General features: G+C 64.5%; 15 protein-coding genes. 5 read left to right on the top strand and 10 right to left on the bottom strand.

Annotated elements, in window-relative coordinates; translation table 11 throughout:
- The 3 genes from M2361_RS16765 to M2361_RS16755 all read left to right on the top strand — a co-directional run bounded on the left by M2361_RS16765 (window position 1) and on the right by M2361_RS16755 (window position 3,215).
- Window positions 1–1,101, top strand: coding sequence for an amino acid ABC transporter permease (locus M2361_RS16765; protein WP_259250737.1), 1,101 nt, complete (start codon window positions 1–3; stop codon window positions 1,099–1,101).
- Between the two features lie 60 nt (window positions 1,102–1,161).
- Window positions 1,162–1,902 carry an amino acid ABC transporter ATP-binding protein gene (locus M2361_RS16760; RefSeq protein ID WP_050445733.1) on the top strand — a complete coding sequence of 247 codons (741 nt, stop codon included), beginning with the start codon at window positions 1,162–1,164 and terminating at the stop codon, window positions 1,900–1,902.
- 296 nt (window positions 1,903–2,198) lie between these two features.
- Window positions 2,199–3,215, top strand: coding sequence for a tripartite tricarboxylate transporter substrate binding protein (locus tag M2361_RS16755; RefSeq protein ID WP_259250734.1), 1,017 nt, complete (start codon window positions 2,199–2,201; stop codon window positions 3,213–3,215).
- A 555-nt stretch (window positions 3,216–3,770) separates the two neighbouring features.
- Here M2361_RS16755 and M2361_RS16750 read toward each other — a convergent pair.
- The 8 genes from M2361_RS16750 to gtdA all read right to left on the bottom strand — a co-directional run bounded on the left by M2361_RS16750 (window position 3,771) and on the right by gtdA (window position 11,671).
- On the bottom strand, window positions 3,771–4,946 hold the full coding sequence (locus tag M2361_RS16750; RefSeq protein ID WP_259250732.1) for an ABC transporter substrate-binding protein: 1,176 nt from the start codon (window positions 4,944–4,946) through the stop codon (window positions 3,771–3,773).
- A gap of 110 nt (window positions 4,947–5,056) precedes the next feature.
- On the bottom strand, window positions 5,057–6,277 hold the full coding sequence (locus tag M2361_RS16745) for a 3-hydroxybenzoate 6-monooxygenase (protein ID WP_259250730.1): 1,221 nt from the start codon (window positions 6,275–6,277) through the stop codon (window positions 5,057–5,059).
- 19 nt (window positions 6,278–6,296) lie between these two features.
- Window positions 6,297–7,649: an FAD-dependent oxidoreductase gene (locus M2361_RS16740; RefSeq protein ID WP_259250729.1), complete on the bottom strand. Its 1,353-nt coding sequence runs from the start codon at window positions 7,647–7,649 to the stop codon at window positions 6,297–6,299.
- A gap of 31 nt (window positions 7,650–7,680) precedes the next feature.
- Window positions 7,681–8,709 carry a tripartite tricarboxylate transporter substrate binding protein gene (locus M2361_RS16735; RefSeq protein WP_259250728.1) on the bottom strand — a complete coding sequence of 343 codons (1,029 nt, stop codon included), beginning with the start codon at window positions 8,707–8,709 and terminating at the stop codon, window positions 7,681–7,683.
- Complete coding sequence (locus tag M2361_RS16730; protein WP_259250727.1) at window positions 8,702–9,079, bottom strand: chorismate mutase; 378 nt, start codon at window positions 9,077–9,079, stop codon at window positions 8,702–8,704. The genes M2361_RS16735 and M2361_RS16730 overlap by 8 nt, the downstream gene beginning before the upstream one ends.
- A 14-nt stretch (window positions 9,080–9,093) precedes the next feature.
- Window positions 9,094–9,732: a maleylacetoacetate isomerase gene (gene maiA / locus M2361_RS16725; RefSeq protein WP_259250726.1), complete on the bottom strand. Its 639-nt coding sequence runs from the start codon at window positions 9,730–9,732 to the stop codon at window positions 9,094–9,096.
- An 11-nt stretch (window positions 9,733–9,743) separates the two neighbouring features.
- A complete protein-coding gene (locus M2361_RS16720) occupies window positions 9,744–10,442 on the bottom strand; it encodes a fumarylacetoacetate hydrolase family protein (RefSeq protein ID WP_259250725.1) in 699 nt (232 codons plus the stop codon).
- Between the two features lie 152 nt (window positions 10,443–10,594).
- Window positions 10,595–11,671 (bottom strand): gentisate 1,2-dioxygenase, encoded by a 1,077-nt coding sequence (gtdA, locus tag M2361_RS16715; protein WP_259250724.1) that lies wholly within the window; start codon window positions 11,669–11,671, stop codon window positions 10,595–10,597.
- 183 nt (window positions 11,672–11,854) lie between these two features.
- Between gtdA and M2361_RS16710 the strand changes: the two genes are divergently transcribed.
- A complete protein-coding gene (locus M2361_RS16710) occupies window positions 11,855–12,790 on the top strand; it encodes a LysR family transcriptional regulator (RefSeq protein WP_259250722.1) in 936 nt (311 codons plus the stop codon).
- Between the two features lie 65 nt (window positions 12,791–12,855).
- Window positions 12,856–13,443 (top strand): hypothetical protein, encoded by a 588-nt coding sequence (locus M2361_RS16705; RefSeq protein WP_259250720.1) that lies wholly within the window; start codon window positions 12,856–12,858, stop codon window positions 13,441–13,443.
- A gap of 386 nt (window positions 13,444–13,829) precedes the next feature.
- On the opposite strand, the gene M2361_RS16700 is transcribed toward M2361_RS16705, so the two are convergent.
- Window positions 13,830–15,308: an efflux transporter outer membrane subunit gene (locus tag M2361_RS16700; protein WP_259250719.1), complete on the bottom strand. Its 1,479-nt coding sequence runs from the start codon at window positions 15,306–15,308 to the stop codon at window positions 13,830–13,832.
- A gap of 66 nt (window positions 15,309–15,374) precedes the next feature.
- Window positions 15,375–18,590 (bottom strand): efflux RND transporter permease subunit, encoded by a 3,216-nt coding sequence (locus M2361_RS16695; protein WP_259250717.1) that lies wholly within the window; start codon window positions 18,588–18,590, stop codon window positions 15,375–15,377.
- Window positions 18,591–18,595 lie beyond the last annotated feature (5 nt).

Below are 18,595 nucleotides of genomic sequence, written 5' to 3'. Positions count from 1 at the left end.
ATGAGCAGCACTACGCATACCCCCACCGACGCCATGCCGCCGCCCAGCACGCATGTGGGCCCATGGGCGTGGCTGAAATCCCGCCTGTTCTCGTCGCCGCTGAACATCCTCATCACCGTACTGCTTGCGTGGTTCCTGTTGATGTCGGTGCCGGCGCTGCTGGAATGGGCGTTCTTCAAAGCCGACTTCAACGCGGCGAACGCCCAGGAATGCCGGGCCTCGGGTGGCGCCTGCTGGGCGTTCATCATCGAAAAGCACCGGCTGATCCTGTTCGGCACCTATCCGTACGACGAGCAATGGCGTCCGCTGATCGCCACCTTCCTGCTGGTGGCCGTGATTGTGTGCAGCGGCATCCGCCGCTTCTGGAACTGGAAGCTGGCCGTCATCTGGGTCGTGGGCCTGACGGCGGTTGCGCTCTTGATGTGGGGCGGCGTGTTCGGCCTGACCTACGTGGAAAACGCACGCTGGGGCGGCCTGCCGCTGACGCTGATCCTGTCCACGTTCGGTATTGCCTTCGCGTTCCCCATCGGCGTGCTGCTGGCCCTGGGCCGGCGCTCGAAGATGCCGGCCATCAAGGCGCTGTGCGTCGTGTACATCGAGCTGATCCGTGGCGTGCCGCTGATCAGCCTGCTGTTCATGTCGTCGGTGATGTTGCCGCTGTTCCTGCCGGAAGGCGTGTCCATCGACAAGCTTCTGCGCGCGCAGATCGCCATCATCATGTTCGCCGCGGCCTACATTGCGGAAACGGTGCGCGGTGGCTTGCAGGCGATCCCGAAGGGGCAGTACGAAGGCGCGGATTCGCTGGGCCTGAAGTACTGGCAGCAGATGCGCAAGATCATCTTGCCGCAGGCGCTGAAGATCGTGATTCCGCCGCTGGTCAGCATTTTCATCGCGCTGTTCAAGGACACCTCGCTGGTGGTCATCATCGGCATTTTCGACCTGACGTTGGCAGCCAAGGCGGCCCTGTCGGATGCGGCATGGCGCGGATTCGGCGTAGAGGCGTATCTGTTCATCTCGCTGATCTACTTCGTGTTCTGCTTTTCCATGTCCAAGTACAGCCAGGCGCTTGAAAAACGTCTTGCGACGGATCACCAACGCTAGTCAATGGTGCGCGTCCGCCTGCCGGCGGGCGCGCACAGCGATATTTACGGGAGTACAGGCATGTCGGATGCCATTATTCGTTTGCAGGACGTGAACAAGTGGTACGGCCAGTTCCACGTGTTGCGCAATATCAATCTGGACGTGGCGCAGGGTGAGCGCATTGTGGTGTGCGGCCCGTCGGGCTCGGGCAAGTCCACGATGATCCGCTGCATCAATCGTCTGGAAGAGCACCAGAAGGGCCACATCATTGTCGATGGCACCGAGCTCACCAATGACTTGAAGCACATCGAGACGATCCGCAAGGACGTCGGCATGGTGTTCCAGCACTTCAACTTGTTCCCGCACCTGACGGTGCTGGAAAACCTGACGCTGGGACCCATGTGGGTGCTGAAGAAGCCGCGCGCGGAAGCTGAAGCCACGGCCATGAAATACCTGGAGCGCGTGCGCATTCCGGAGCAGGCCAAGAAATTTCCCGGCCAGTTGTCGGGCGGCCAGCAGCAGCGCGTGGCCATTGCGCGGTCGTTGTGCATGAGCCCGAAGATCATGCTGTTTGATGAGCCGACGTCGGCGCTTGACCCCGAAATGGTCAAGGAGGTGCTGGACGTAATGGTCACGCTGGCCCAGGAAAGCGGCATGACGATGATCTGCGTCACCCACGAAATGGGCTTCGCACGCAAAGTCGCCAACCGCGTCATCTTCATGGACCGCGGCGAAATCATCGAACAAAACACGCCCGACCAGTTCTTCGACAATCCGCAGAACGAACGGACTCAGCTTTTCCTGAGCCAGATCCTGCACTGATCCATCAAGAACCGCCGTATTGGCAAACACCCCAAGGCTTGGATTGCGATCCGGGTTTTGGGGTGTTTTGTTTTTGGCGGTGTGAAGGTGCATCCCGGGGGGAATGGGGCTGTCGTGGAGACAGACATGCAAATCCGAGCCCACGCCGCAAGGCTGATCGGCGCACGTGTGGCGCTGAAATCCCGCTTACCCGCGCGAATATCGGGCCAATCTGCCGCGTATCCCTTTGTTACGCCAGCGCCTGGGCTGCGGTATGCTACTGACCGCCATTGATCTGGATTGAGGAGAACAACATTATGACGAAAACCCCCCACAGCGAGGTCCGCCGTGCCCTGTTGCAAGGCGCCGTGGCGCTTGCCGCCACCTTGCCTTTCGGCGCACCCGCGCTGGCCCAAGCCACTGACTTCCCGACCAAGCCGATCCGCTTCGTCGTGCCTTACCCGCCCGGCGGCCCGCTGGACACCATGGCCCGCATGCTGGCCGAAAAGGTGCGCGGTTCGCTCGGCCAACCCGTGATCGTGGAAAACCGGTCGGGCGCGGGCGGCAACATCGGCGCCGATCTGGTGGCCAAGGCGCCGGCCGACGGCTACACGCTGGTCATGGGCGCGGTGGCCACGCACGCCATCAACCCCTGGCTGTTCGCCAACCTGCCTTACGACCCGGTCAAGGACTTCGCGCCCGTGACGATCGTGGCGGCGGTGCCGAACGTGCTGGTGATGAACAATGAATTCGCCGAGAAGAACAGCATCAAGACGCTGGCTGACCTGGTTGCCTACGCGAAGAAAAATCCGGGCAAGCTGAACTACGGTTCGGGCGGCAACGGCAGCGCGGGCCATTTGTCGGGCGAACTGCTGAAGGCGCGCGCCGACATCAAGGTTGAACACATTCCTTATCAAGGCGCGGCGCCCGCGCAGTTGGCCTTGCTGTCGGGCCAATCGGATTTCATGTTCGACAACCTGGCTGCATCGGCACCCTTGATCAAGGACGGCAAGGTCAAGGCGCTTGCCGTGACCACGGCCAAGCGTTCGTCGCTGCTGGCGGATGTGCCGACGGTTGAAGAGTCGGGCATCAAGGGCTTTGACCTGGGCACCTGGTTCGGCGTGTTCACGACCGGCGGCACGCCCGCGCCGGTGGTGGCAAAGCTGAACAAGGCCTACGCGGATGCGATGCAGCAACCGGACGTGAAGCAGCGCCTGCTGACGATGGGTTCGGAAGCCACGCCGATGACCCCGGAAGCGTTTGCCGAGTTCGTGAAGGGTGAAAAAACGAAGTACCAGGAGATTGTGAAGATCTCTGGAGCTAGTTTGAATTGAGGGGTGGGGGCGCGCGGAAGGCGTGAGTAGTTGGCGGCTGCGTGAACATTTGGCGGCTGCGTGAACATTTGGCGGGTTGCCTGATGGGTTCGCGCGCTTGGCGGCGGGGTTCTTTTGGCGAGTCTGGCGCGCTACACCCATCCTACGTGCCGGACGTCTCTTCTGGCGCGCCACACCCATCCTACGTGCCGGCCGTCTCTTCTGGCGCGCCACACCTATCCTACGTGCCGGACGTCTCTTGTAGGATGGGTGTAGCGCGGCACGGTCCAGGCAAGAATGCCAACGCCGAACGCGCGGAACCCATCAAGCAGCGGTAGAAGCAGCATAGGCCCCACAATCAACAAACAGCCGCCCGAGGTATTTATCGGGCGGCTGTTTTTTTCTGGCGTTCCGCGCTGGGGCAGGCATCGCCTGATGGGTTACGCGCGATTCACGCCTGTGTGCTTTTTACGGATCTGGCGCGCTCCACCCATCCTACATTTTGCTATCTGCCGCACGCACCTACATTTTGCTGTCTTCCGCACGCACCTACATTTTGCTATCTGCCGCAGGCACCTACATTTTGCAGTTTGCCGCGTGCACGTCTGTGTGATCGCGGGCCAGGACCTTCATGTTTTTGTAGACCAGCTTGCCGCTTGCGTCCGCTTCGATGTGCAGCAGATACCAATCCTGGATCGGGTGCTGGTTTGGTCCAAATTTGAACTTTCCGCGCACGCTCGCAAAGTCTGCTTTGCGTAGCGCGGCGCGGAAGTCGTCTGCGCGGCCAGTGATGTCGCCATTGACGGCTTTTAAGGCCGACGCGATCAGATTCGCGGTGTCGTAGGCCTGCGCCGCATACGCCGTGGGCGCACGTTGATACGCCTTGGTGAACGCCTCGACGAAATGTTTGTTCTGCGGGTTGTCCAGGTCCGCGCTCCATAGCGAACTCAGATAGAACCCCTTGCCCGCCGTGCCCGTCGCGGCCAGCATGCGTTCGTCCATGGAATAGATAGGTGTGATCATCTTGATCTTGTCCGACAGCCCCGAATTGGCGAACTGCTTGGTCAGGTTGATGCCCGCGCCGCCCGGATGAAACTGGAAAATGGCGTCGGGGTTCAACGCGCGGATGCGGGCCAGCTCAACCGAGAAGTCCGACTGATCCAACTTCGTGTAGATCTCTTCAACGATGTCACCCTTGTACGCACGCTTGAAGCCGGCGACGGCGTCGCGGCCGGCTTGGTAGTTGGGCGCCATCACCACTACGCGCTTCACACCCAATTCATTCGCGGCGATGCCGGCGGTGTCGGCGTACGAGTCGTTCTGGAAGGCGACCGCGAAGTAGTTCGGGTTGCAAGCCTTGCCCGCGTAGTTGGAGGGGCCGGCGTTCAGACTGACGTAGAAACCGCCCGCGTTCAGCACCGTGGGGCCAACCGCCGCCATGACGTTTGAAAAGTTCACGCCCGTGAAGAGGCGCACGCCGTCTTGCACCATCCTGTCGGCGGTTTGCTTGGCGTTGGCGGGCTTGAGCGCGTCGTCTTCCACGCGCACATTGACCGGCACGCCGCCCAGTTTGCCGCCGCCTTCCTTGACGGCCAGCATGAAGGCGTCGCGCTCGTCTTCGCCGATGTAGCCGGCGGGCGTGGACAGCGTGCCGATGAAGCCGATGTCCAGCGGCTTGCCCTGCGCGCCGGCGGCGCATGCCGTCAGCGCCAACGCCAGGGCTGCGGCGCCCCGTAGGATATGGCATGTCATGGTTGTCTCCTGTTGTGCTTTGGTCTTGTGCTTCTGTTGTTTGCCTGCACCTTGTGCTTGAATCCCGCTTCTTGCCTGCCCTTCGGTATTGATGTCTTTGTATTGAGTCCCTACATCGGCGCCAGGCAGCGTTCCACCTTCCAGCCGTACAACCACTGCAACGCGTCGTAGAACTGTGACTGGCTGCGGCCCGTCCACAGCATGTTGCGCACGGTGCGCTCCACGCCACGCGCGTGATACAGCCTGCCCATTTCCCGGGTGGACCAGACCACGCGCGCGCTGCGCGGAATGCGCACCGATTCATACAGGCGGAACGCCGCTTCCAGGTCGTGCCCGCATTCGCGTACGGCTTCACCCAGCGTGACCGCATCTTCCAGCGCCATGCACGCGCCCTGCGCCATGTACTGCGTCATCGGATGCGCCGCGTCGCCCAGCAAGGTGACGCGGCCCTGGCCCCAGTGTTCGACCGGGTCGCGGTCGGCGGTGGCCCAGCGCTTCCATGACGTGGGGCGGTCCAGCATCTGATGCGGGCGCGGGTGGATGCCTTCAAAGTACGACAGCACCTCTTCCTTGCTGCCTTCGCGCACGCCCCATTGCTCTTCTTCGCGGCTGTGGAAGGTGACGACTAGGTTGTATTGCTGGCCGCCGCGCAGCGGGTAGTGCACCAGATGGCAGCGCGGCCCCGCCCACAGCACGGGCGCGTTGATGCGCAGTTCTTCGGGCATGTTCTCGCGTTCGACCACGGCGCGATAGACCACGTGACCCGTCACGCGCGCGGGGTCGCCCACGGTGCGTTCGCGGATCACCGACTTCACGCCGTCCGCGCCCACCACAGCATCCGCGCGGTAGCGTTCACCGTTCGTGTCCACCACTTCCACGCCTTGCCCGTCTTGCGACATGGCGGCGATTTGCGTCGACGTTCGAAAGCGGATCAGCGGGTTCTGCTGCACGGCTTCAAGGATCGACAAATGAATGTCGGCGCGATGGATCACCGCATATGGCCCACCGAAGCGCGCGCGAAACGCTTCGCCCGTGTCGATGCGCACCACCTCCTGCGCATCCACCGCGTCCATCATGATGATGTGGTCGGTGAACACCGCGCGCGCACGCGCCGTGTCGCCCACGCCCAGCGCGTCCAGCGCCGCGAAAGCGTTGGGGCCAAGCTGGATGCCCGCGCCGATTTCACCGATGTGCGCGGCCTGCTCCAGCAGTTGCACGGCGATGCCTTGCCGGGTCAGCGCCAGCGCGGCCGCCAGCCCGCCGATGCCGCCGCCGACCACGATGACGGAGCGCGTGGCGGGGGGTGTCGTTGTCGTTGAGGATGCATTCATATCAAGGTTCCGTGCCGGTTCATTCCTGGCCGCCCAGGAAGGCGCCCTGGCGTGTCAGTTGCGCCTGCAAGGCCGCGATGGGAAGCTCGGCCGGCATGACGCCCGCGCTTAGCGCCATGGCCGCCGCCGTGCCCGCCGCTTCGCCCATCACAAAGCAACTGCCGCTGACGCGCGCGGCGGACTGGCCTTCATGCGTCATGGAGGCGCAGCGGCCCGCCACCAGCACGTTGTCGGCCACGCCCGGCCCCCGCTTGGGCACCATCATCCGAAACGGCAGTTGGTTGTAGCCGCGAGACTCCGGAATGGGCGGCCACACCCACTTCACGTCGCCGGCCGTGTGCATTTCCAAGGGCCAACCGTTCACGCCGATGCTGTCGGCAAAGTCGGCGCAGCCCAGCACGTGCTCTTTGGTTAGCACCGCCTCGCCCACGATGCGGCGCGTTTCGCGAATGCCAAGTTGCGGCGCGATGTCCAGCACGTAGGCTTGTTCAAAGCCCGGCACCTTGGCGCGTAGAAAGGCCAGGTACTGCATGATCTGCCGACGGCCTTCCAGTTCACCGGCCGACAGCGAACCGGCGTCGGTGCCATCGGCCGCGCTGCCATCGGCATTGGCCAGTTGCGTAACGTTCACGCGCCATTCGTAGTCGTGCTTTTGCGGCCGCACGATGGCGCCGCGTCGCGGGAAGGTGAACTCGCCGCTGGCGGCGGCTTCATCCATCAAGAGCGGAATGGTCTTCCAGGCTTCTTGCGCGCGCGCGCCGTCCACGTTGCCTACCTTGAACATCAACGTGGGGTACAGCATGTGACCGTGTTCGTCGCCTTTTTCGAAGGGCAGGCCGCCCCATTGCGCGATGTCGCCATCGCCCGAGCAGTCGATGAAGACCTTGGCACGCACCGCGCAGCGGCCAGACTTGGTCTCCAGGAACAAGACATCGACGCGGCCTTGTTCGTCGCGCGCCAGGCCCGTGGCCAGGGCGTGGAACAGCACCTGCGCGCCGCTGTCCTGCACCATGCCGTCGGCGGCGCATTTGAAGGCGGAGATGTCGTAGGCCTGGGCGTGGATCTTGCCCAGGATCAGGTGCGGGTCGTTCAAGCCGTCCATGGCGCGCATGCGGTCGAGCAGCTCGTCGGTCATGCCGTGCACCACCTGGCGGATGTTGCCGTGGATGTTGGCGTGCAGCCCGCAGAAATTGGACACGCCGGCGGCGGTACCCATGCCGCCCAGAAAGCCGTAGCGTTCCACGAGCAGCACGCGTGCGCCATTGCGGGCCGCGCTGGCGGCGGCCAGCACGCCGGCCGGGCCGCCGCCCAGCACCACGACGTCGAATTCGCCGTAGAGCGGCACTTGGCGGGCGGGTTCGGTAATGAGCATTGATGTCCTCCTTGCTTGTCTTGCGTGTGCCTTATTGCCCCTTGATGCCCAGCTTCTTGATCAAGGGTTCCCAGCGTTTGAGCTCGTCGTCCATGTAGGCGCGGAACTCGGCGGGCGTGCTGCCCACGGGGTCCATGTACTGCGCTTGCAGGCGCTTGGCCACTTCAGGGTCGCGGATAGCCTGGATCAGTGCATCGGACAATTTTTTCTGTATATCGGCCGGCACCTTGGACGACACCACGAAGCCGATCCACGCCGAGCCCTCAATACCCGACACCCCCGCTTCCGCCAGCGTCGGAATGTCGGGCAGCAGCGCCGACCGCTTGGATGAGGTCACCGCCAGCGCCTTCAAGCGCCCGTCCTTCACCATCGGCATGACGGCAATGGGCGGCAGCGCCGCAAACTGCGTATCGCCCGACAGCAGGGACGTCAGCGCGGCGGGTGACGACGGGTAGGGCACGTGCGTCGCGCGACCACCGATCTGTTGCAGCATCAGCTCAACCGCCAGATGCGACACCGTGCCCGCGCCCGTCGAAGGGAAGTTGTACTTGTCGGGATTCTTCTTCAGCGCGTCCAGCAACTGGCCCACGTTGGCGATGCCGGCCGACGCGGGCACGACCAGCACGTTGGGCTGATGCACGGCCAGCGTCAGCGGCGACAAGTCGGTGGCGGGCGCGTAGGGCAGCTTGTCGAATAGCAGTGTGTTGTTCACCAGCGGGCCGGTGATGGACACGCCGAAGGTGTAGCCGTCGGGCTTGGCGTTGGCGATGGCGTAGGTGCCGATGTTGCCGCTGGCGCCGGGCTTGTTCTCGATGACGATGGTTTGTCCCAGGATGGTGCTGGCCTTTTCGGCGACCACACGCGCCACCTGATCCGGGCTGGACCCGGGGCCGAACGGCACGACGGCTTTCAGCGGCTGCGACGGCCAGGCGTCGGCGGCGTGTGCGGTGGACAGCGGGGCGGACAGCGGAGCAACAACGGCCATGGCCAGCGTAAACGCGCGCGCCGCCACGCTCAGTGGCCGTCTCAGTGGCCGCGTCAGGGGCAAAAACTCAGTCATCCGTGTCTCCCACATTTTTCATGTTGTCGAAATAGGTTTGCTCATTGGCGATGAAGGCCGCCACCATCGCGCGATAGGTCGCGTCCACCACCGCTTCCAGATTGGCGAAGCCGCGGTTGTGGCGGGTGGCCAGCGCGCGCGCCTTGTCAAAAACCTGGGCCTGGCGCGCGGGCGCGCTGACCTGGTAGGCATCGCGCTTGAAGCGCGCCGCGTCTTTCACATACAGCGCGCGTTCGGCAATCAGGCGCACGATCTCGTCGTCCAGCCGGTCGATGTTGGCGCGCACCTCGGCCAGGTTGGCGCACAGGGGTTGGTAGGCGGGGTCGGTGTACTCGCGCAGCGGTGCGCCGTGGGTGTCGGGTTCTTGCATGGGCGTGCTCATCGTCATTGAATGGCGTCGGGTTGGCGGGCGGGCGCGGCGTGCTGGAATGCCGGCTGGGCGTTGCAGTGCTCATGGATGCGCAGAATGCGCGGAAAGGCCGACAAGTCGCAGCCCATGCGCTGCGCGTTGGCCACTTGCGGCACCAGGCAGCAATCGGCCAGCGTGGGAGCATCACCAAAGCAGTACGCTCCGTGGCCATGGCGGGCCAACAGTTCTTCCACCGCGCCCAGGCCTTCGTTTACCCAGTGCTGATACCAGGTGTTTTTCTGCGCGTCGCTCGCGCCCAGCACGTCTTGCAGATAGCGCAGGATGCGCATGTTGTTGACGGGGTGGATGTCGCAGGCGATGGCGTTGGACAGTTCCAGCACCCGCGCGCGCGCCAAGGTGGCGGCGGGTATCAGGCGCGGCTCGGGATGCGTGGCGTCCAGGTAGTCAATGATGGCCAGCGATTGCGACAACTGGACGTCGCCCTCAATCAGCAGCGGCACACCGGCCGACGGATTCTTGGCCACGTACTCGGGCGCGCGTTGTTCCTGCTTGCGCAGGTTCACAGGAAGGATCTCGTAGGGCAGGCCCTTGAGCGCCAGCGCGATACGCACGCGGTACGACGTGGAACTATTGAAAAAGCTGTGCAGTTGCATGGGGGCTCCCGTCAGACCATCTGCACGCTCAGCGTGCCCAGCCCGTCGACGCCGCCCAGCATCTTGTCGCCGCGAACCACGGGGCCCACGCCTTCCGGCGTGCCGGTGTAGATCAGGTCGCCGGGCTCCAGGCGGAAATAGCGCGACAGGTAGGCAATGGTTTCCGCCACGGACCAGATCAGCTTGCCGATGTCGCTGCGTTGCTTGTCGGCGCCGTTGACCTGTAGCCAGATGCCCGCCTGCTCGATGCCCGCGACGGACGCGGCCGGGTGCAGCGGGCCGATGGGCGCGCTCTGGTCGAAGGCCTTGCCCAGTTCCCAGGGGCGACCGGCTTCGCGCATCTTCATCTGCAAGTCGCGGCGCGTCATGTCCAGGCCCACGGCGTAGCCCCAGACGTGTTGCAGCGCGTCGTCCACGGCTATGTTCGCGCCGCCCTGGCCGATGGCGGCAACCAGTTCAATCTCGTAATGCAGGTTGGCGGTCTCGGGAGGGTAGGGCAGATCCAGCGTCTGGCCGTCGGCCACCGGTACGACGGCATCGGCGGGCTTGCAGAAAAAGAAAGGCGGTTCGCGGTCGGGGTCAAAGCCCATCTCGCGCGCGTGGGCGGCGTAGTTGCGGCCCACGCAGTAGACGCGGCGCACGGGAAAGGCATCCTGGCCGCCGGCAATGGGCACGGCGACGGGAGCGGCGGGAGCAAACACGAAAGGCATGGATCAACCTTGGATCGAGGATGGGGAAACAAAGCGGGGAAACAACGCGGAAAGCAAAGCGGAAAGCAAAGCGGAAAGCAAAGCGGAAAGCAAAACGGGAACCCAGCAGGAAGCGGGCCGCAAACGCAGCGCGGCGAACCGCGCGACGCGTATCAGCCGACGCGCTCTTCGCGCCATACGCCCAGCGCGTCCTGCACGGGGCGGTCGGAATAGCTGAACAGGGTGGCGTCGTCCAGCGCGGCCAGTTGCACGGGCAGCCACGACGGCGCCACGAAGACGTCGCGCGGGCCGAAGTGAAATTCCTCTTCGCCAATGCGCGCGATGCCCCGGCCTTCCACCACGCTGTAGACGGTGGAGTCGGTGCTGCGATAGGGCTTGCCCTGAAATCCGGCCGGCAAAAATTGCATGAAGGTGGCCATCGTGGGCATGGGGTAGCCGCCCGTGGCCGGGTTCAGGTAGCGCAGCTTCACGCCGTCCCAGGCGTCCAGTTCGCCATGCCGATAGAGCGCGTCCAGCGCTTCGCGGCTGCGTTCGTAGGGGTAGTTGAAGATGGGCGAGGTGCCGCTGGATACCTGATGGCGAACGGGCGCCATGTTGTGGCCAAAGCGCGCCATGCTGTCGCCTTCCGGGCGGGTCACGGGCTGGGCGGCTTGCGGATAGTTCTCGGCAAAGCCGGCATCCAGAAAGCGCAGCAAGGGAATGTCCAGGCCGTCCAGCCAGACGACGGGCTCGCCGCCTTCGACGGTTTCGGCATTGCCGTGGTCATGCCAGGTCCACGACGGCGTGATGATGAAGTCGCCCGGATGCATGGTGGTGCGCTCGCCGTTGACGGCGGTGTACGCGCCCCGGCCTTCGACGATGAAGCGCAGCGCCGATTGTGTGTGGCGGTGGCTGGGCGCCACTTCGCCGGGCAAGATCAGTTGCAGGCCCGCATACAGGCTTTGGGTGATGCTGGCCTGGCCGGGCAGGCCGGGGTTTTCCAGGATCAGCACGCGCCGCACGGCTTCCTCGGCGGTAATCAGCGAGCCGGACGCCATGACGTCGTCGCGCACGTCGTCGTACTTCCAGATGGCGGGTACGCAGCGCGGGGTGGGCTGGCGGGGTACCAGGTTATGCAATGACTCCCAGAGCGGAGCCATGTGTTTCTTGGCAATGCGGGCGTAGTAGCTGCTGCGGTCGGCGCTGCGGTCAGTGCTGCGCTCCGCGCCGGTGGTGTGGCCGTCGGGCATGTTTGTCTCCGGGTTGTCCGGCTGATGCCGGCTTCTACGGGTGGCCGCCGCGTGGTTCGCGGCTGGTCCAGGTTTGAAGACAATTATGCGTAGAACAGCTATGTGTTTTGAAATGAAATTATCTTATTATCCATACCAATAAACATATACATACGAGACAACCCCCCACGGATGAGGGCCTGCATGGACTGGACCCACCGCCTGCGGCTGCGCAATCTGAAGATGCTGTTGAGCTTGGCGCAGACCCGCAACATCAGCCATTCGGCGGCCATGCTGAACACCACGCAGCCCGGCCTGTCGAAGTGGCTGAAAGACCTGGAAGACGATATCGGGCTGCCGCTGTTTGAACGACATGCGCGCGGCTTGCGTCCCACGCCGCATGGCGACGTGCTGATCGCGCACGCGCAGCGGCTGGAGGCGCAACTGGACCGTGCGGGCGCCGACATGGCCGCGCTGCGCGAAGGGGGTGGCGGCCGCGTGGTGATCGGCGCATCCGGCGCGTCGGCATCCGATACGGTGCCGCTGGCGGTGATGAAGCTGTTGGAACGCATGCCGCAAGCGCGCGTCAAGCTGGTGGAAGGCACCACCGACCGGCTGCTGGCGCAACTGGCGCAAGGCGATCTGGATATCGTGGTGGGCCGCTCGGCGCCTGAACACCACGACCCCGCCATTCGCTTTGAAGCGCTGTACCTGGAACCTATCCACTTGGTGGCGCGGCCGCGTCATCCGCTGTTCGCGATTGAACAGCCGACCTGGCCGGATCTGTTGTCGTATCGATGGATCTTGTGGCCCAAGGGCACGCCGATCCGCAACGCGGTGGATGCCGCGCTGGCGGCGGCGGGGCAAGCGCCGCCGGCCGATCACGTGGAATCAAATTCGGTCACGATCAACCTCACGCTGATCAACAACAGCGACATGATCGGCGTCGCCTCGCATCGCGCCGCGCTGCGCTTTTCGCAGATGCGCGCGATGCGGATCATTCCGGTGCGGCTGTCGGGCTTTGGATCGGTGGCGATGTACTGGCGCGAAGATGCGTTCCGGCCGCTGGCGGTGCAAGAGGCCATGGCGGCGCTGCGCAACACGGTAGCGGAACACGCGCCGGGCGTGACGAGGCTGTGAGGCGACTGTGAAGTGACGAAGACCCGACCATGATTTGACTGCGATGGGACGATGACTCGACTGTGATGCCCTCAACCGACGACAGGCCCAAGGCCGGACTGAACACATTGATCGCGCAATGCCGCAAGGTAGAGGCGGCGCTGTCCGGCAGGGAGGATACGGACGACCCGATGGCGTCATCGGCGATGCACCGCTTCGTGGCCGACATGGACGCCCGCCACGCGCCGCCCGGCATGTGGTCGCCCCTGGTGCTGGCCGTGCTGGTCATGACGGGCGGCCTGGGCGTGGGGATCGAAGTGCTGAGCCTGTTGTTGCAGTCGGCCGGCGCCGCGTGGGCGGCGTTCGCGTTGGTGGCGGTATGCGCAGGCACGGCGCTGGCCTTGGCGATAGGCGTGGTGTGGGTGATGGCCGGCAGGTCCGCCGGATTGGTGGTGGTGAAGTGGCTGGTGCTGGGTTTGGTGACAGTTGGCGCCCTGGGCGTGGCGGTATGGACTCAAGGCGGGGTGCGCGCGGTGGGGCCGGTGGTAGCGCTGCTGGGCGGGTTGGGGGCGTGGCTGGTGGTGAACAGCGCAGCGTTCTATGTCTTCGCCGGATACCGCGTGGCGCAGCGCGTGGTGCAGCGCGTGGCGCAACGTAAGAACCCGCCACCGTAGGATGGGTGCAGCGCGGCAGAGATTTCAACAGAACGAAATCGCCAATCGCGCGAAACCCATCAAGCAGCGGTCCAGTTCTTTTGAAGCGTAGCCACACAGCAACCGTTGCATGATGGGTTACGCGCGATCGGCGTTTGGGTGCTAGGCGCGGTCTTCCCGCGCTTCACCCATCCTACCGACGTTGCGGCGGCGTTGTCATCGTAGGATGGGTGCAGCGCGGCAGAGATTTCAATAGAACGAAATTGCCAATCGCGCGAAACCCATCAAGCAACGGTCCAGTTCTTTTGAAGCGTAGCCACACAGCAACCGTTGCATGATGGGTTACGCGCGATCGGCGTTTGGGTTCTGGCGATGGCTGTGCCGCGCTTCACCCATCCTACGCCATCCTACCGGGCCGCTACCGTATCCGGGGGGACGGGGTTGTCCCAGCCGCCGCCGATGGCGCGGATCAGGGCTACCGCCGAGCGAGCTTGTTCGCCGCTTAACTGCACGGCAACGCGTTGCTGCAACAGTACGCTGCGGTCGGCTTCGATCACGTCCAGGTAGCTGATGCTGCCTTCGCGATATTGCGTGTGCGACAGCATCGCGGCGCGGGCCGAGGCTTCGACCGCGGCGTCTTGCGCCTTGGTCTGGTCGGCCAGGATGCGCAGGTTGGCCAAATTGTCTTCGACCTCGCGGAAGGCATTCAGCACCGTCTGGCGATACACGGCAACGTCTTCTTCATACACGGCGCGCGCGCGGTCCAGGCCGGCTTGGCGGCGGCCGCCGTCGAAGATCGGCATCGACAGCGCGGCGCCCACCAGCGGGCCCAGCAGGAACGTGCGGCTGGACCACTGGAACAGGTTGCCCAGGTCCGACGATTCATAACCAAAGGCGCCGGTGATGTCCAGGCGCGGGAAGAACGCGGACTTGGCTGCGCCGACGCGGGCATTGGCGGCGGCCATGGCGCGTTCGGCGGCGGCGATGTCGGGGCGGCGTTCCAGCAAGGTGGACGGCAAGCCTGCGGGAATCGACAGCGCCACCTTTTCAATCGGCTGCGGCGGCATTGTGAAGTCAGACGGCGCGCGGCCCAGCAGCACGGCCAGCGCGTGTTCGGCGGCGGCGCGGCGGCGGTCGATGCCCAGCGCTTCCGACTGCGCAGACGCCAGCTCGGACTTGGCGCGGGCCAGGTCCAGTTCGCTGATGTCGCCGGCATCGTAACGGCGCTGGATCAATTGCAGCGTGTCGGTGCGCAGCTTGACCGTCTGGTGGTAAAGCTGCGATTCGGCGTCCTGCTCGCGGACCAGGAAGTAGGTCGAGGCCACGTCGGCCTGCAAGGCCAGCAGCACCGACCGGTACAGCGCCTCGCTTTGTTGGGCGTCGGCGGTGGCGGCATCGGCGGTGGAGGCCACGCGGCCAAACAGGTCGGCTTCGTACGACACGGCACCTTGCGCGCGCCACGTCGTCACCGGGCTGGTGGACGTACCATCGGGCAGGCCTTGCGACACGGCCGAGGGGCGCTGGCGGTTCGGGCCAAAGGCCGCGTCCAGCGTCGGAAAGAAGCCGGCGCGGGCTTCGCGTTGCAGCGCGCGCGACTGCGCCAGGCGGGCGGCGGCGGCTTGCAGGTTCTGGTTGGCCTGCTGCGCTTCTTCTTCCAACTGGTTCAGGCCTTCGTCGCCGAATACCTTCCACCAGGCGCCGCGCAGCGCGTCTTCCGACGGTTCGGCGGGCTTCCAGGTGCCGGCTTCAGACGCGGGCAAGGCCGCTTCCTTGAAGGCCGCCGGCGCGGCGGCGGATGGCTTTTCGTAGGTAGGGCCCACCGCGCAGCCGGCCAGCACGAGCAGGACGGCAAGCAGGGCGGAACCGCGGGTCAGTCTTTGGATCATGATGAATTCTCTTTGGCGCGCGCCCTGCCTTGTGAGCAGGACGCGCTGGCTTCTCTTCTGCCTGCGTTAAGCGTGAGGCTGCGTGGTGGGCGGCGCGTTCGTGTCGATGTGCGGCGCGCACTCCGGCGCTTCATGCGGGGCCGCCGAATGCAGCGGCTTGCCGCCCAGCGAACGCAGCAACACGTAGAACACCGGCGTCAGGAACAGGCCGAACAAGGTCACGCCCAACATCCCGAAGAACACGGCCACCCCCATGGCATGGCGCATTTCCGAACCGGCGCCGGACGACAGCACCAGCGGCACCACACCCATGATGAAGGCGATGGAGGTCATCAAGATCGGGCGCAGACGCAGGCGGCTGGCTTCAATCGCGGCTTCCAGCGGCGTGCGGCCACTCATCTCAAGCTCTCGGGCGAACTCCACGATCAGAATCGCGTTCTTCGCTGACAAGCCCACCAGCACCATCAAGCCGATCTGCGTGAAGATGTTGTTGTCGTTGCCCGTCAGGTACACGCCCGTCAGCGCGGCCAGGATGCTCATCGGCACGATCAGGATCACGGCCAGCGGCAAGGTCAGGCTTTCGTACAGCGCGGCCAGCACCAGGAACACCAACAGCACGCTGATGGGGAAGACCCACAAGCCGGCATTGCCCGCCAGGATTTGCTGATACGTCAGGTCGGTCCATTCGAACTTCACGCCACGCGGCAGCGTTTCGGCGGCGACACGTTCGGCCGCGGCTTGCGCCTGGTCAGACGAGTAGCCGGGCGCCGGGCCGCCGTTGATGTCGGCGGCGGTGTAGCCGTTGTAGCGCACCACCATTTCCGGGCCGAACGTTTGGTTGACCGTCACCAAGGACGACAGCGGCACCATGTCGCCCGCCGCGTTGCGGGTCTTCAGTTGCAGGATGTCGTCGGCATGCGCGCGGAACTGGGCATCGGCTTGCGCACGCACCTGGAACACACGGCCGAAGCGGTTGAAGTCGTTCACGTACATCGAGCCCAGGTAGATCTGCATGGTGTCGAACACTTCCGTCACCGGCACACCCAACTGCTTGGCCTTCACGCGGTCCAGGTCCACATCCAATTGCGGCACGTTGATTTCATAGCTGGAGAACGCCGGGCCCAGTTCAGGCGTTTCACGCGCCTTTGCCAGGAAGGCCTGCTTGGCCTTGTCCAGTTCGGCATAGCCCAGCGCCGCGCGGTCTTCCAGTTGCAGCTTGAAGCCGCCCAGCGTGCCCAGGCCCATCACGGGCGGGGGCGGGAACACGGCAATGAACGAGTCCTGGATGGCGGCAAACTTCTGGTTCAGCGATGCGGCAATGGCGTCGCCGGAAAGCTCGGCGCTCTTGCGTTCACCAAAGGGCTTGAGCGTGACGAACACGATGCCGGCGCTGGAACTGTTGGTGAAGCCGTTGATCGACAGGCCGGGGAAGGCGATGGCGGATTGCACGCCGGGTTCCTTCAAGGCGATGTCGCTCATGCGGCGGATCACCGCTTCCGTGCGGTCCAGCGACGCGCCGTTGGGCAACTGCGTGAAGCCGATCAGGTACTGCTTGTCCTGCGCGGGCACGAAGCCGCCGGGCACCAGGTACGACACGCCAAGCGTCGCGGCCACCAGCACCGCGTACACGCCCATGGCGCCCGCCTTGCGGCGGATCACGTTGGACACGCCCGTTCCGTAGGACTCGGACGCGCGGCCGAACATGTTGTTGAACCAGTTGAAGAAGCGGCCGAAGACGCGGTTCATGCCACGGGTCAGCCAGTCCGGCTTGTCGTGATGGCTCTTGAGCAGCAGGGCCGACAGTGCGGGCGACAGGGTCAGCGAGTTGAAGGCGGAGATCACCGTCGAGATGGCGATGGTCATGGCGAACTGCTTGTAGAACTGGCCAGTCAGGCCCGTCATGAAGGCCAGCGGCACGAACACGGCGCACAGCGTCAGCGCGATGGCGATGATGGGGCCGCTGACTTCACGCATGGCCCGATACGTCGCGTCGCGTGGACTCAAGCCCGCCGCGATATTGCGTTCCACGTTTTCCACCACCACGATCGCATCATCCACCACGATCCCGATGGCAAGCACCATCCCGAAGAGCGACAGCGCGTTGATGGAATAGCCGAACATCAGCAACAGGGCGAACGTACCCACAATGGAAACCGGCACGGCCAGCAGCGGAATGATCGACGCACGCCACGTTTGCAGGAACAGGATCACCACCAGCACCACCAGCGCAATGGCTTCCAGCAGCGTGTGCACCACGGCTTCGATACTGGACCGCACGAACTGCGTGGGGTCGTATTCGATGCGGTATTCCACGCCCGGCGGGAAGTCTTGCGCCAGCTCGGCCATGGCGGCGCGCACCTGGGACGACACGTCCAAGGCATTGGCGCCCGGCGACTGCATGATGCCCATGCCCACCGCCTGCTTGTTGTCCAGCAGCGAACGCAGGCCGTATTCCTGGGCGTCCAGCTCCACGCGGGCGACGTCGGACAGATAGGTCACGGCGCCATCGGGCGAGGTCTTCAGGATGATGCCGCGGAATTCTTCCTCGGTTTGCAGGCGGCCACGTGCATTCACGTTCAGTTGCAGCGGCACGTCGCCTTGCGTGGGCGATGCGCCGATCACGCCGGCGGCCACCTGCACGTTCTGTTCGCGGATGGCGGCCACGACTTCCGACGCGGTCATGCCGCGCTGCGCCACCTTTTGCGGGTCCAGCCAGATGCGCATCGAGTAATTGCCCGAACCCCACACCGTGACTTCACCCACGCCCGTGATGCGGGCCAGGCGGTCCTTGATGTTCAGGATCGCGTAGTTGCGCAGGTAGGTGATGTCGTAGCGGTCGTTCGGCGAGATCAGGTGCACCACCAGCGTCAGCGTGGGCGAACTCTTGGCCGTGGTCACGCCCAGGCGCTGCACGTCCGGCGGCAGGCGCGGCAGCGCTTGCGACACGCGGTTCTGCACCAGTTGCTGCGCCTTGTCCGGGTCCACGCCCAGCTTGAAGTTGACCGTCAGCGTCAGGTTGCCGTCGCTGTTGGCCTGCGACTGCATGTACAGCATGTCTTCGACGCCGTTGATGGATTCTTCCAGCGGCGAAGCAACGGTCTCGGCGATGACCTTGGGGTTGGCGCCCGGGTACTGCGCGCGCACCACCACCGACGGCGGCACGACTTCCGGGTATTCGGAAATGGGCAGTTGGAACATGGCCAAGAGGCCCGCCAACAGCACCAGGATGGACAGCACACCGGCAAAGATCGGCCGGTCGATGAAGAACTTTGAGATATTCATGAACG

Origin of the sequence: Achromobacter sp. JUb104 (assembly GCF_024806975.1) — a bacterium.
Taxonomy (GTDB): Bacteria; Pseudomonadota; Gammaproteobacteria; order Burkholderiales; family Burkholderiaceae_B; genus Achromobacter; species Achromobacter spanius.
The sequence above is the reverse complement of the archived record's forward strand: the minus strand, read 5'-3'. Positions and strand labels throughout refer to the sequence as shown.

Bases quoted from the DNA above. Each gene is read 5' to 3' on its own strand.
- M2361_RS16695 (WP_259250717.1), bottom strand. From the start codon at position 18,590: ATGAATATCTCAAAGTTCTTCATCGACCGGCCGATCTTTGCCGGTGTG.
- M2361_RS16710 (WP_259250722.1), top strand. From the start codon at position 11,855: ATGGACTGGACCCACCGCCTGCGGCTGCGCAATCTGAAGATGCTGTTG.
- M2361_RS16740 (WP_259250729.1), bottom strand. From the start codon at position 7,649: ATGCTCATTACCGAACCCGCCCGCCAAGTGCCGCTCTACGGCGAATTC.
- gtdA (WP_259250724.1), bottom strand. From the start codon at position 11,671: ATGCCCGACGGCCACACCACCGGCGCGGAGCGCAGCACTGACCGCAGC.
- M2361_RS16750 (WP_259250732.1), bottom strand. From the start codon at position 4,946: ATGACATGCCATATCCTACGGGGCGCCGCAGCCCTGGCGTTGGCGCTG.
- M2361_RS16720 (WP_259250725.1), bottom strand. From the start codon at position 10,442: ATGCCTTTCGTGTTTGCTCCCGCCGCTCCCGTCGCCGTGCCCATTGCC.
- M2361_RS16705 (WP_259250720.1), top strand. From the start codon at position 12,856: ATGCCCTCAACCGACGACAGGCCCAAGGCCGGACTGAACACATTGATC.
- M2361_RS16735 (WP_259250728.1), bottom strand. From the start codon at position 8,709: ATGACTGAGTTTTTGCCCCTGACGCGGCCACTGAGACGGCCACTGAGC.
- maiA (WP_259250726.1), bottom strand. From the start codon at position 9,732: ATGCAACTGCACAGCTTTTTCAATAGTTCCACGTCGTACCGCGTGCGT.
- M2361_RS16700 (WP_259250719.1), bottom strand. From the start codon at position 15,308: ATGATCCAAAGACTGACCCGCGGTTCCGCCCTGCTTGCCGTCCTGCTC.
- M2361_RS16730 (WP_259250727.1), bottom strand. From the start codon at position 9,079: ATGCAAGAACCCGACACCCACGGCGCACCGCTGCGCGAGTACACCGAC.
- M2361_RS16760 (WP_050445733.1), top strand. From the start codon at position 1,162: ATGTCGGATGCCATTATTCGTTTGCAGGACGTGAACAAGTGGTACGGC.
- M2361_RS16755 (WP_259250734.1), top strand. From the start codon at position 2,199: ATGACGAAAACCCCCCACAGCGAGGTCCGCCGTGCCCTGTTGCAAGGC.
- M2361_RS16745 (WP_259250730.1), bottom strand. From the start codon at position 6,277: ATGAATGCATCCTCAACGACAACGACACCCCCCGCCACGCGCTCCGTC.
- M2361_RS16765 (WP_259250737.1), top strand. From the start codon at position 1: ATGAGCAGCACTACGCATACCCCCACCGACGCCATGCCGCCGCCCAGC.